Annotated in this window: 11 protein-coding genes; all 11 read left to right on the top strand. The window is 49.1% G+C overall.

Features of this window, described 5'->3' with window-relative positions; genetic code table 11:
* Window positions 1-4: 4 nt before the first annotated feature.
* The 11 genes from atpE (at window position 5) to CFK45_RS11725 (ending at window position 13,801) form a co-directional block, all read left to right on the top strand.
* Window positions 5-244, top strand: coding sequence for a F0F1 ATP synthase subunit C (gene atpE / locus CFK45_RS11775; RefSeq protein WP_096086639.1), 240 nt, complete (start codon window positions 5-7; stop codon window positions 242-244).
* A gap of 36 nt (window positions 245-280) precedes the next feature.
* Entirely contained in the window at window positions 281-751 is a 471-nt protein-coding gene (locus CFK45_RS11770; RefSeq protein ID WP_096086638.1) for a F0F1 ATP synthase subunit B, read from the top strand.
* A 16-nt stretch (window positions 752-767) separates the two neighbouring features.
* Window positions 768-1,304, top strand: coding sequence for a F0F1 ATP synthase subunit delta (locus CFK45_RS11765; RefSeq protein WP_096086637.1), 537 nt, complete (start codon window positions 768-770; stop codon window positions 1,302-1,304).
* A 76-nt stretch (window positions 1,305-1,380) separates the two neighbouring features.
* Window positions 1,381-2,922, top strand: coding sequence for a F0F1 ATP synthase subunit alpha (gene atpA, locus CFK45_RS11760; RefSeq protein WP_096086636.1), 1,542 nt, complete (start codon window positions 1,381-1,383; stop codon window positions 2,920-2,922).
* Window positions 2,923-2,927: 5 nt separating this feature from the next.
* Window positions 2,928-3,788: a F0F1 ATP synthase subunit gamma gene (atpG, locus tag CFK45_RS11755; protein ID WP_096086635.1), complete on the top strand. Its 861-nt coding sequence runs from the start codon at window positions 2,928-2,930 to the stop codon at window positions 3,786-3,788.
* 37 nt (window positions 3,789-3,825) lie between these two features.
* On the top strand, window positions 3,826-5,238 hold the full coding sequence (gene atpD / locus CFK45_RS11750; protein ID WP_096086634.1) for a F0F1 ATP synthase subunit beta: 1,413 nt from the start codon (window positions 3,826-3,828) through the stop codon (window positions 5,236-5,238).
* Window positions 5,239-5,249: 11 nt separating this feature from the next.
* Window positions 5,250-5,669 carry a F0F1 ATP synthase subunit epsilon gene (locus tag CFK45_RS11745; protein WP_096086633.1) on the top strand — a complete coding sequence of 140 codons (420 nt, stop codon included), beginning with the start codon at window positions 5,250-5,252 and terminating at the stop codon, window positions 5,667-5,669.
* A 529-nt stretch (window positions 5,670-6,198) separates the two neighbouring features.
* Window positions 6,199-7,572 (top strand): bifunctional UDP-N-acetylglucosamine diphosphorylase/glucosamine-1-phosphate N-acetyltransferase GlmU, encoded by a 1,374-nt coding sequence (glmU, locus tag CFK45_RS11740; protein WP_096086632.1) that lies wholly within the window; start codon window positions 6,199-6,201, stop codon window positions 7,570-7,572.
* A gap of 50 nt (window positions 7,573-7,622) precedes the next feature.
* A complete protein-coding gene (locus CFK45_RS11735) occupies window positions 7,623-8,156 on the top strand; it encodes a YaeQ family protein (protein WP_096086631.1) in 534 nt (177 codons plus the stop codon).
* A gap of 216 nt (window positions 8,157-8,372) precedes the next feature.
* A complete protein-coding gene (locus CFK45_RS11730) occupies window positions 8,373-12,710 on the top strand; it encodes a response regulator (protein ID WP_096086630.1) in 4,338 nt (1,445 codons plus the stop codon).
* Between the two features lie 71 nt (window positions 12,711-12,781).
* Entirely contained in the window at window positions 12,782-13,801 is a 1,020-nt protein-coding gene (locus CFK45_RS11725) for a response regulator (protein WP_096086629.1), read from the top strand.
* The last annotated feature ends 54 nt before the right edge of the window (window positions 13,802-13,855 follow it).

Here is a 13,855-nt window from a genome sequence, read left to right as displayed (position 1 = left end):
ACAAATGGCACAAGCTCTGGTTTACATCGCTGCTGCTCTTCTGATTGGTCTTGGTGCTCTGGGTACCGCTATCGGTTTTGGTACTCTGGGTGGCAAGCTGCTCGAAGGTTCTGCGCGTCAGCCTGAACAAGGCCCTGCCCTGCAAGGTAAAATGTTCCTGATGGCTGGTCTGCTTGATGCGGTTCCAATGATCGGTGTTGGTATCGGCATGTACCTGATCTTCGCTGTTGCGCCAGGCCTTTAATCACCCTTACCTCTAACTAACTGACGAGGTGCAGGTGTGAATATTAACCTTACCCTTATTGGCCAAAGCATAACCTTCTTTATCTTTGTGTGGTTCTGCTGGAAGTTTGTATGGCCTGCCCTGTTGGGTGTCATGCAAACTCGTGAGCAGAAAATCGCCGAAGGTCTTGAAGCCGCTGAACGCGCCGATAAAGATCTTGAACTCGCGCAGAAAAAAGCCACTGAGCAACTGAAAGAAGCCAAAGAACAAGCGGCCTCTATTGTTGATCAGGCAAACAAGCGTGCGTCTCAAATCGTTGAAGAAGCCAAAGAGCAGGCTGTTGCGGAAGGCGAGCGTATTAAAGCCGCTGCCGAAGCTGAAGTTGAGCGTGAAATCAGCTCTGCCCGCGAAGAACTTCGCGGACAAGTTGCGACTCTGGCCCTGGCCGGTGCTGAGAAAGTTCTCGGTGCTAGCGTAGACGCCAAAGCCCACGCTGAGATGCTGGACAAACTGGCCGCTGAGCTGTAACGGGGGTTAACGAGCTATGGCAGAGTTAACAACCCTTGCACGCCCTTATGCCAAAGCCGCTTTTGAAAGTGCTTTGCAAGATGGCGCCCTTGGCAACTGGTCTGAAGCCCTGGTACTGCTTGCTGCAGTATCTGCTGAAGAGACTGTTGCTGAAGCTATCGCCTCTCCACAGCACACTGCAGATGAAAAAGCTGAGGCCATGATTTATATCTGTGCCGACAAGCTCAATGATAAGCAGCAGAACTTTATCAAGATTCTGGCTGAGAATGACCGCCTGGCCCTGGCGCCTGAAATTAGTACTTTGTTCGAACTGTTCAAAGCTAATCAGGAGCAGAGCGTCGACGTCAACATTGAGACAGCATTTGAATTAACTGAAGCTCAATTGAGCGCTTTACACGCCGGCTTGAAAAAGCACCTGGCGCGCGAAGTTGAACTCAGTACATCTGTAAACAGCGACTTGCTTGGTGGTGTGTTTATCCGCGCCGGCGACACCGTGATTGATGATTCAATCCGCGGCCGCCTGAATAAACTGGCCGGAGCGATGAGCGCCTAAAAGCTGCTCTTAAGAGAATAGTGCCTTTCGCTTAAGGCACTATTCACGAACCGAATTGAACGTAGGAACTATCAGTATGCAACAGCTGAATCCTTCAGAAATTAGCGAAATTATTAAGTCGCGCATCGATTCGCTGGAAGTAGCGAGCGAAGCGCAAAACGAAGGTACTGTCGTTTCCGTAACCGACGGTATTATTCGTATCCACGGTCTTGCCGATGTGATGTACGGTGAGATGATTGAATTCGAAGGCGGTGTCTTCGGTATGGCCCTCAACCTCGAGCGCGACAGCGTTGGTGCGGTTGTTCTCGGTGAATACAAAAGCATTGCCGAAGGCCAGACCTGTAAGTGTACCGGCCGTATCCTTGAAGTACCTGTCGGCCCCGAGCTGCTCGGTCGCGTTGTCGACGCACTGGGTAACCCAATCGACGGTAAAGGCCCTGTTGAAGCAAAAATGACCGATGCAGTTGAAAAAATTGCACCGGGCGTAATTGCTCGTCAATCGGTAGACCAGCCAGTACAAATCGGCCTGAAAGCTGTTGATACCATGGTGCCAATCGGTCGTGGCCAGCGTGAGCTGATCATTGGTGACCGTCAGACCGGTAAAACTGCCGTTGCTGTTGACGCCATCATCAACCAGAAAGGCTCTGGCATTAAGTGTGTTTACGTAGCCGTTGGCCAGAAAGCAAGTTCAATTGCTTCTGTGGTACGTAAGCTCGAAGAGCACGGCGCGATGGATCACACCATCATCGTTGCAGCTACTGCCTCTGATCCAGCTGCGATGCAGTTCCTGGCTCCGTTTGCCGGCGCAACCATGGGTGAATACTTCCGTGACCGCGGCGAAGATGCTCTGATTATCTTTGATGACCTGACCAAACAAGCCTGGGCTTACCGCCAGATCTCTTTGCTTCTGCGTCGTCCACCGGGCCGTGAAGCTTACCCTGGTGACGTTTTCTACCTTCACAGCCGTCTGCTTGAGCGCGCATCTCGCGTAAGCGCTGACTACGTTGAGAAGTTCACCAACGGTGAAGTAAAAGGCAAAACCGGTTCTTTGACCGCTCTGCCTATTATTGAAACCCAGGCTGGTGACGTATCGGCATTTGTACCGACCAACGTAATTTCAATCACCGATGGTCAGATCTTCCTTGAGACTGACATGTTTGCAGCCGGTATCCGCCCTGCAATGAACGCCGGTATCTCGGTATCGCGTGTTGGTGGTTCAGCCCAGACCAAGATCGTTAAGAAGCTGTCCGGTGGTATTCGTACCGCTCTGGCTCAGTACCGTGAATTGGCAGCGTTCTCTCAGTTCGCTTCTGACCTCGACGACGCAACCAAAGCTCAGCTCGAGCACGGTGAGCGCGTAACCGAGCTGATGAAGCAGAAGCAGTACTCGCCTCTTTCTGTCGGTGAGATGGCTGCCGTGGTTTACGCCGCTAACGAAGGTTTCCTCCAGGACGTTGAAGTAGCCAAAGTTGGCGACTTCGAAGCCGCCCTGCTGAGCTTCCTGAACAGCTCTAAGGCTGAGTTGATGGAGCAAATGAACAGCGGTGCCTACAACGACGACATTGCAGCCGGTATTAAAGCTGCTCTGGAAGAATTCAAAGCCACTCAAACCTGGTAAGCACTATGGCTAGCGGAAAAGAGATACGCACGAAAATCGGCAGTATCAAAAATACGCAGAAAATTACCAGTGCAATGGAAATGGTTGCCGCATCAAAGATGCGCAAGGCCCAGGATCGCATGAGCGCAGGTAAACCCTACGCCCAGCGCATTCGTTCAGTGGTCGCGCACATCGCCAGCGGTAACCCCGAGTACAAACACATGTACTTGAGTGAGCGCGAAGTGAAGCGCGTCGGCTATGTTTTGGTCTCTACTGACCGCGGCCTGTGTGGTGGCCTGAACATTAACTTGTTCAAAGCTGCCATCAAGCACGCTAAGCAGTGGCACGATCAAGATGTCGACGTCGATCTGTGTTTGATAGGTGCCAAAGCGGCGGCCTTCTTTGGCAGTGTCGGTGGCAACATTGTTGCCAGCACGCGTGACACCGGTGAACAGCCGGAAGTTGCCAGCCTGATTGGCTCGGTAAAAGTCATGCTCGACGCCTTCGCCGAAGGCAAAATCGACCGTTTATATCTGGTCGGTAACGATTTTGTTAACACCATGACCCAGACGCCTTACGTCAACCAGCTGCTGCCTCTGGAAGCGGATGAAGACGAAAAGCTGCGTCACACCTGGGACTACCTCTACGAGCCGGATGCAGAAGAACTGCTTGAAGGCCTCCTGACTCGCTACATTGAGAGCCAGGTTTACCAGGCGGTGGTAGAGAACGTAGCTTGTGAGCAAGCTGCACGTATGGTGGCGATGAAGTCAGCAACCGACAACGCAGGCAACATGATTGATGACCTGCAATTGGTTTACAACAAGGCGCGACAGGCTGCGATTACTCAGGAAATTTCCGAGATCGTCGGCGGGGCTGCGGCTGTTTAAGCCGATTTATTAATTTAGAGATTACGAGGAAGCGAAGATGAGTAGCGGACGTATCGTACAGATTATTGGTGCTGTAATTGACGTGGAATTTCCACGCGATGCTGTACCTAATGTCTATGACGCGCTGAAAGTCGAGGGCAAAGAATTGACCCTTGAAGTTCAGCAGCAATTGGGTGATGGCGTAGTACGTACCATCGCCATGGGTGGTTCCGAAGGTGTGAGCCGTAACCTGGTTGTAACGAACACTGGTGCGCCAGTTTCTGTACCTGTTGGTGAAGAAACTCTGGGTCGTATCATGGACGTTCTCGGTAACCCTATTGATGAATGTGGCCCTATCGGTGAAAAAGAGCGTGCCTCTATCCACCGCGCCGCGCCGCCTTACGACGAGCTGAGCTCTTCTACCGATCTGCTCGAAACCGGCATCAAGGTTATTGACCTTGTTTGTCCTTTCGCCAAGGGTGGTAAAGTTGGTCTGTTCGGTGGTGCCGGTGTAGGTAAAACCGTAAACATGATGGAACTGATCAACAACATCGCACTTGAGCACAGCGGTCTGTCTGTATTTGCTGGTGTTGGTGAGCGTACTCGTGAGGGTAACGACTTCTACCACGAGATGCAGGAAGCTGGTGTTGTAAATGTTGAAGAGTTCAACAAGTCTAAAGTTGCCATGGTTTACGGCCAGATGAATGAGCCACCGGGCAACCGTCTGCGTGTAGCTTTGACCGGCCTGACCATGGCTGAGAAGTTCCGTGACGAAGGTAAAGACGTACTGCTTTTTGTTGATAACATTTACCGTTATACCCTTGCGGGTACTGAAGTATCGGCACTGCTTGGCCGTATGCCTTCTGCGGTAGGTTATCAGCCTACTCTTGCTGAAGAGATGGGTGTACTGCAGGAGCGTATTACTTCTACCAAGACTGGTTCAATTACCTCAATCCAGGCCGTTTACGTACCTGCGGATGACTTGACTGACCCGTCTCCTGCAACCACCTTTGCTCACTTGGACTCAACCGTTGTACTGAGCCGTGACATCGCCGCCAAGGGTATCTACCCGGCGATTGATCCTCTGGATTCTAGCTCTCGCCAGCTGGACCCACTGGTTATCGGTGCTGAGCACTACGAAGTAGCCCGCGGCGTACAGTCTGTACTGCAGCGCTACAAAGAGTTGAAAGACATCATCGCGATTCTCGGTATGGACGAGCTGAGTGAAGAAGACAAACTGCTCGTGGCCCGTGCCCGTAAAGTTGAGCGTTTCTTGTCACAGCCTTTCCACGTAGCCGAAGTATTCACCGGATCGCCTGGTAAGTACGTAAGCTTGAAAGACACCATCGCTGGCTTTAAAGGCCTGTTAGCTGGTGACTACGATGACCTGCCAGAGCAAGCGTTCTACATGGTTGGTACCATCGACGAAGCGATCGAAAACGCGAAGAAGATTGCCGAGAAAGCGGCATAGGGGTATAGCACATGGCTATGACTTTCCACTGCGACGTGGTCAGCGCTGAACGAGAGATCTACTCTGGTTTGGTTGAGCTGCTCGTTGCCAATGGTGCGGAAGGTGAGCTGGGTTTGACCTATGGTCACAGCCCCCTTTTGACGCGTCTGAAGCCTGGCCCCGTCCGCCTCAAGACCCAAAAAGGTGAAGAGGAAATCTTCTACGTCAGTGGTGGTTTTCTGGAAGTACAACCTCACGTTGTGACTGTACTTGCCGATACCGCTCTGCGCGAAGGTGATATGGATGAGGCTGAAGCTCAGAAAGCTAAAGAGCTCGCTGAACAAGCCATTAAAGAAAATGCCGAAGGCATTGATTACAACGCTGCCGCAGCTCGCCTTGCGGAAGCGGAAGCCCAGCTTCGCACCATCCGTGCGCTGCGCGGCAAGAAGTAATCTTGTCTTTGATTTAAAAAGAGGTGGCCTTGGCCACCTTTTTTTTTGCCTGAAATTTGTGTCTGGTAGGATCTGGGGGCAGATCTTCAGCTCTGCCCCCTTTCTTTGCCTTGAATCTAACGGAGTGTGATGTCGCGGTAAGTGCCAGAGCGGTTTCCAATAGGCCTTCTCAGACACGCCGTGAATACGTCCATATAGGCTTGTTTCAGACATCCATGTCTTCAACAGTCTGAGAAGGCCTATTGGAAACCACTCTTCGACCATCGTGCAGGATTCTAGAAAGTTTTGGTTTTAGCCATATTTCAAATTTGCACCGGGCTTCGGGATTTGCAAAGGTAGAGCAACGCAGGAGCAGTTGCCGAGATGCTGCGACTGAGCCTACACGGAAAGCCTGCCCCGCGAGCGTAGAGAGTATGTGTTCACGGCGTGTCCAGACTGTGAATACCGTAGCTCGTCTGTGGCACAATAGCGCTTATAAGGAACACACTAAAAAGTCCTAAAAAGGACGCTTTGATTAGGAACATTCGGAATGACCGACGTAGTAATTCTCGCAGCGGGTAAAGGTACTCGTATGCGCTCAAGCAAACCTAAAGTTCTCCACACAGTTGGCGGTAAAGCTTTAGTTCAACACGTTATCGACTGCGCCGCAGATCTTGATGCAAACAAAACCATCGTTGTTGTTGGCCACGGTGGTGAACAGGTTAAAGAATCTGTTGCTGGTGACGGCTTGGTTTTTGTTGAACAAACTGAACAGCTCGGTACGGGTCATGCCGTCGCACAGGCACTGCCTGAACTAAACAATGATGACGCCGTTTTAATTTTGTACGGCGACGTTCCACTTATTAAAAAGAGCACACTTGCCAAGCTGCTTGAAGGCGTAAGCGCCAACAGCATGGGCCTGCTAACTGTAGAACTCGCTGATCCAACGGGCTATGGGCGGATTATTCGATCTAACTCCTTAGACGGAAAGGGTGAAGTCGAAGCCATCGTTGAGCAAAAAGATGCGAGTGCAGAACAGCTTGCCATTACCGAAGGTAATACCGGTGTTATGGCAGTGAGCGCTGCCCTACTCCACAAATGGTTGCCAGCACTCAGCAATGAAAACGCCCAAGGCGAATATTACCTAACTGACATCATTGCCATGGCCCGCAGTGAAGGCCTGAGTGTTAACGCCGTTGTTGCCGACAGCGAAACTGAAGTCGCCGGCATCAACAACCGCGCCCAGCAGGCTGAACTTGAGCGCGCCTTCCAGCTTGATCAGGCAAACGAACTTATGGCGCAAGGCCTGTGCCTCAAAGACCCGGCTCGTTTTGATCTGCGCGGCAGCCTTGAAGTGGGAATGGACTGTGAAATCGACGTAAATTGCGTTATCGAAGGTGCCGTCAAGCTAGGTAATAATGTAACACTAGGGCCAAATTGTGTATTAAAAGATGTAGAAATAGCCGACAACGTCGCCGTAGATGCCAATTCTGTGCTGGAAAGCTCTAAAGTAGGTTCGAACTGTACGATTGGCCCTTATGCGCGCCTGCGCCCCGGCACCGTACTTGCCGATGGTGCAAAAATTGGCAACTTTGTAGAGACTAAAAAAGCTCATATAGGCCTCGGCTCGAAAGTGAATCACCTAAGTTATGTTGGTGATGCTGAAGTTGGCGAGGGTGTGAATATCGGCGCCGGTACCATTACCTGCAATTACGATGGTGTAAACAAAAGCAAGACTGAAATTGGCGACGGTGCCTTTATCGGTTCCAACAGCGCCTTAGTTGCACCCGTAAAAGTTGGCAAAATGGCTACTGTCGCAGCGGGATCTGTTGTTACTAAAGACAGCGACGACGACCAGCTTGTTATCAGTCGCGCCAAGCAGCGCAACCTTGACGGTTGGCAGCGCCCGACTAAAAAGTCTTAATTAGCTCAAGGTGGGGCTTAACAAGCACCCACCTACTATCTATATAACTTATGGCTTTATCCTCAACAATTTATAAATTCAATATTCAGCTGAGTGACTTAAACCGTCATGTCTACGAAGCTGTAGACTTGACCGTCGCTCAGCACCCGTCCGAGAACAGCGAGCGCATGCTCGTGCGTGTACTCGCGTATTGCTTAAATGTCGCAGAGGGCCTGAGTTTTAGCAAAGGTCTTTGTGTGCCAGATGATCCCGATATTGAGCAGCTAAGCTTAAGTGGGCAAAGATTGCTGTGGCTTGATGTCGGTGAACCTAAAGTCGAACGTGTGAAAAAAGCTTGTCGTTTGGCCGACAAGGTAAAAATCTATAGTTTCAATAAAAAGAGCGCCCAGTGGTGGTTAGAAAATCACAGCGTTTTGCTCAAACTTCCTGCGGAATATTATTGTTTTGATTGGGCCGGCATAGAGTTGTTAGCTAAAGATCTACCGCGCAACCCTTGCTGGAGTCTGAGTATCACCGACAGTGAATTGTTTGTTGCCCAAGACAAGGGTTCATTCACTCTCAAGCTCAATAAGCTTGAGAGCTAAGGCATGCAAATGCCCGTGGCGTACTAGAATCAAAGAAGCTTAACAGCACTTTACTTGCGCTTGCCTTGTTTAAGGCTGTCTTGAACTTGATATATAAAAACGCGCCAATATCAAAACGGCGCTTTTCCTTCATTGCTGTTATGCCTAGGATGGGCCTAGTTGAGAGAAGTTTGTTGTACTCGGCCTTTGTTCAACCAGCCGGAATGACAGCAAATCATGAGCAGTGCCTTCCTCTATACAAGCTTGTTATGTCTAGCTTGTTTTTTACTGATACTTTTCCCTTTACTCTATCGCCGCTGTCGCCAAGACGTTACCCAAGCATTTAACGATCGCAGCAACCAGTTGCTGGTAGCCAGCGGTATCGTCTGTTTTTTACTACTGCTGACGGTTATTGCGCTCATTGGCCTTAAAAAAATCAACCAACTTGAGCGCGAAGAAAGTGTTGAAGCGCTGAGCACCCTCGTGCGAACCACCAACGCCGCTCTGGAAAGCTGGACAGAGGGTTGGATGGACAGGGTGACTACCGTTGCTATCAATCCGCTACTGCATGAGCGAGTACTGCGCTTAGTCGACGCAGAGATCACTCAAAGTGCGCTACTGGCCAACCCAGATATGCTGTGGTCACGCTCTGCTTATCTGCGTTACGAAGAGCCCTTTGGTTCTCTCGGCTACTTTATTATTGATGCAAACTACAAAAATATCGCCTCAAGCCGAGACAGCAACCTGGCGGATATAAACATTGTCGCCAAGTTTTATCCGGAGCTGCTTGAACGAGCTTTTAATGGCGAGGCCGTAATTACCCCACCCATGCCCTCAGATGTTGCCCTGCCCGGTCCGGATGGCATAAATGCTGATCATATTCCTACCATGTTTGTATTGAGCCCGATAACCATCAATAAAAGCGTAGCTGCTCTGCTGTCACTGCGCATCGACCCGTACAAAGAATTTGCCAAGTTGACTCAAGAGGGCCGAGTTGGCGAAACGGGTGAATCCTATTTTGTTGGTGAGCAGGGTTTGATGATGTCGTTTAGCCGTTTTGGTGAGCAACTAAGGCAGATGCATCTGTTAAAAGCCGGAGAAACGGAACTGCTAAAACTGCGAGTGGCCGACCCGGGCAGAGAACTCAGCGCAGAGCAACCAGCAACAAATGTAGATAAATACCCTTTAACGGTTAGCGCAGCGGCGATATCCCGGCACGAAATAGGCAAGAGTGATGTGCCCTACCGCGACTACCGCGGCCACTGGGTCATTGGCGCGTGGCACTGGGATGAAGTCTACGGTTTTGGTGTTGTCGCAGAAATGGATCTCGATGAAAGTTTAAAAAACTATAAATTCTACGAAAATGTTGTAGGGGGCATTATTGCCACCGTCGCTGCACTGAGCGTTTTATTATCGATTGCCGCACTCTGGTTGGGCCGCATGATACACAAGCGTTTACAAAGAGATAATGAAAAGCTAGAAGATACTGTAGCAGAGCGAACTGCGGAGTTGAGAGAAAGCCAAGAGCAGTTTGAAAATGTTGTCGAAAATCTACAGGGTTCTATTTATCGCTATAAAGTAGGCGAAGACATTATCAATGATAGCTACATGATGTACTCAAGCTCCAAGCTTGAAGAAATAACAGGTTTTGCATTAGAGGATTTTATCGGCCCTAAAGCTAAAAGAAAGATAGGCGAGCTGATTAATAAAGATGATTTTAAACGTGTTCAACAGCAGCTAGTTGAGGCGCATAAAAAGCGTATTCCTATCGATGACGACATACGTTTAATGCACGCTTCAGGGGTGATGAAACACGTAAAAATTCAAGCTCAGTTTAGTTACGACGACAGCGGCAAAGCGCTATATTACGACGGCACTGTATTTGATATAACCGAACAAAAGCTCGCTGAAATTTTGCAAAAAGAATCAGAGCAGCGCTTAGATCTTGCTGCCACCAGCGCCCAGCTGGGTATGTGGGATTACGACATTGCCGCTCAGCAGGTCAAAGTGAATAAAGTTTACGCAAGCATGCTCGGCTACGAACTCGAAGATATTTGCAAAGACGTCGAGCAACAACAGAAATGGCACAACTTAAGCAACGCCGACGAAACCTGGTTTAGTTTAATTCACAGCGACGATCAACAATCGAGCCGGGACGCATTTAACCAGCATATTAATGGCGAAACCGAACTTTACAGTGTTGAGCTGCGTGCGCGCTGTAAAGACGGCGCCTACCTCTGGTTAATGGATATAGGGAAAATTGTCGAATACAACAGCGACGGTAGCCCTTCCCGGGCGATAGGCATACATCTAAATATTGATGATCAGAAAAAACTAGAAGAGCAACTTATTTCAGCCCGCCAGCAAGCTCAAAATGCCAACCAGGCAAAAAGCGATTTTCTCGCTAATATGAGCCACGAAATTCGCACGCCGATGAACGCGATTATTGGCATGTCCCACCTCGCTTTAGAAACACAGCTTGATGCAAAGCAGAGAAATTATATCGATAAAGTGTATCGCTCAGCTAAAGCTTTGCTTGGCATTATCAATGACATTCTCGATTTTTCAAAAATTGAAGCGGGCAAGCTAGATATAGAACACATAGATTTTAGTTTTGACTCAGTCTTAGATAGTTTAAGCAACTTGCTTGCATTAAAAGCAGAAGAAAAAGGTATTGAGCTTCTGTTTAATATCGATCAGAAATTACCGTCTAATCTCATCGGCGACCCTCTGAGGTTAGGCCAGGTTTTGACTAATTTGGTCAACAATGCGCTTAAGTTTACCGAAGAGGGTGAAGTTGTCGTAGAGCTTAAAGTACTTAAGCTAGCTAAAGAACAGGTCGAAGTTCAGCTGTGTGTTGCCGACACCGGCATAGGCATGGACAAAGAGCAACAGCAAAAACTATTTCAGGCCTTCAGCCAGGCAGATAGCTCGATAACCCGCAAACATGGTGGCACAGGCTTAGGGCTGGCGATCAGTAAAAAACTCTGTGAGTTAATGGGCGGAGACATATGGCTACAATCTGAACCCGGTGTTGGTAGCCGTTTTTATTTTACCGCTGTCTTTGCTTTGCAAGAGGAAAAAAATCAATCGCCGAGCATTAGTAGAGAAGAACTTAAAGGTGTACGTGTACTGGTTGTTGATGACAACGCAAGTGCGCGCGAAATTATCGCAAGTTTGCTTCGCTCTTTTGATTTGTCCGTCGATGTTGTTAACAGTGGTCGCCACGCGCTTGAAAAGATAGACGATGCAAAACAAGAGCCCTATAAGTTAGTGATACTCGACTGGAAAATGCCAGCCATGGATGGCATTGAAACAGCCAAGGCTATCTGCGCTAACAGCGCGCAAGATGAAGCTCCTGAAATTATTATGGTAACGGCCTATGGTCGCGAGGAGCTAAGCTTTGCAGCAAAAGATATAAAACTTGCCGCAATGCTAACCAAACCTTTAACTGCTTCGAGTTTACTCGATGCCATTATGCGCAGCCTCGGCTATAAAAGTCAGCGCCAGCCGCGCGCTCAATTGCAACAGCAAGAAGTTCTCGAAGCAAAAAATAAACTGGCTGGTGCGAATTTATTGGTTGTTGAAGACAACGAACTGAACTTAGAGTTGGTTGTAGAGTTATTGGAAAATAACCATATGAAGGTTGACAGCGCCGAGCACGGCCAAATTGCGCTCGATAAACTCGAGCAGAATAACTACGACGGCGTTTTAATGGATTGCCAGATGCCGGTTATGGACGGTTATAGTGCAACAAAAGAGATACGCCGGCGCTGGGGTCAGGCTCTACCTATTATCGCAATGACGGCAAATGCCATGGCCGGCGATAGAGAAAAGGCCATAGCAGCTGGTATGAACGATCACATCGCTAAACCTCTGGATATTAAGCAGATGTTTATCACCATGGCCGAGTGGATTACACCGCAAGAGCCGCTAACAATAAAAGCAACAACGCAGCTTGCCAGCAGTGACAAACTACCGGCGATAGATGGTCTTAATAGCGAAGACGGCCTTGCTAGAACCGAAGGCAATCTACAACTCTATTTAAAGCTTTTACGAAAATTCTCGCTCAGCCAGCAAGACTTTGCCAATCAATACAAAGAAGCGCGTCAAGCTCAGGACCTGGAACTGGCAACCCGTCTAGCACACAGCTTAAAAGGCCTGGCTGGAAGTATTGGCGCAGAAGAAATCCAGCACCTAAGCGCCGAGCTTGAACGGCAAAGTCAGCAAGCTCAGGACGCCACCGTACTCGATGAGCTAGCGGAAAAGCTGGCGCATCTCTGTACACAACTGCAAACACTTAGTAAAAATGTTAAAAGTAGCGGAGCGGATCAAGAACTCGAAGCCGATGCCAAACCAGAGCTAAACTTTGAACAGTTAGTGGCGCTGTTGAATGAACTTGATAACAAACTCTCAAACTACGATGCCGAAGTGGCCGATTATCTATACAGTCACCAGCAACAGTTGCTTGCGAGTTTGCATGCCAGCCAAGTTAAGCGCCTGCTCAAAGAGGTAGAAGACTATGAATTTGACCAAGCGCGGCAAACCATTACAGAATTAAAAAATCGCCGCTAGATTAACAAGAGCAAGCCTGAGTCGTAAAAATAAAAAATCAGCTGTTTAATAAAGCGAACAAGGAATAAGTGATGTCGGATAGAGCAAGCGTATTAGTGGTTGATGACACCCCAGAAAATATCGATGTATTAGCTGGCGTGTTAAAACAAGAATACCAAATAAAAGTCGCGAAAAATGGTGAGATGGCACTGAAAATCGCCAGCCTTGCGAGCCAGCCCGACCTGATTCTGCTAGATATTATGATGCCCGGCATCGATGGTTACGAAGTCTGTCGGCGCCTAAAACAAGACCATACCACCCGCCACATACCGATTATTTTTGTAACCGCCAAGATTACTCAGGAAGATGAGCTAAAAGGCCTGGAGCTCGGTGCCGTCGACTATATTACCAAGCCGATAAGCCCGCCGGTTGTTAAAGCGCGTGTTAAAACTCACCTTGCCCTCTATGACCAAAACCGAGAACTCGATAAGAAAGTCAAAGAGCAAACTCGGGAAATTGCTGAAACCCAAATGAAAATAGTTCAGCGCTTAGGCCTTGCAGCTGAATACAAAGACAACGAAACCGGTATGCATGTTGTCCGCATGAGCCACTACTCGCGCATACTTGCCGAGGCCTGCGGTATGAGCGAGCGCGACTGCGACTTATTACTGGCGGCGGCGCCGATGCACGATATTGGCAAAATAGGCATTCCCGATGCCATACTGCAAAAACCGGCAAAACTCGACGCCGACGAGTGGAAAGTTATGCAGAGCCACGCCGAAATTGGCGCTGAGATTCTTGGCCGAGACAACAGCGAACTGTTGCAGATGGCGCGCATTGTCGCCCTGACCCACCACGAAAAATGGGATGGCAGCGGTTATCCAAAAGGCCTTGAGGGCGAAGAAATTCCCCGCATCGGCCGCATTGTTGCAATTGCCGACGTATTTGATGCACTGACTTCAGAGCGGCCCTACAAAAAAGCCTGGACAGTCGAAGATGCGGTTGCAGTATTAGAAAAAGACGCCGGAAGCCACTTTGACCCGCAGCTTGTGCCTCTGTTTGTAAAGAACCTGGATAAGATTGTAGAAATTAAAGAGTCGTTTAAAGATTAAGCTGTTTTTTTTTGATCTAGGGCCCTGTAGTTAGAAATTAAACACGCTGAACTT

It is taken from the genome of Agaribacterium haliotis (assembly GCF_002312815.1).
In the GTDB taxonomy this organism is placed as follows: Bacteria; Pseudomonadota; Gammaproteobacteria; order Pseudomonadales; family Cellvibrionaceae; genus Agaribacterium; species Agaribacterium haliotis.
Note: the sequence above shows the minus strand (reverse complement) of the source record. Positions and strands in the feature narration are given on the sequence as shown.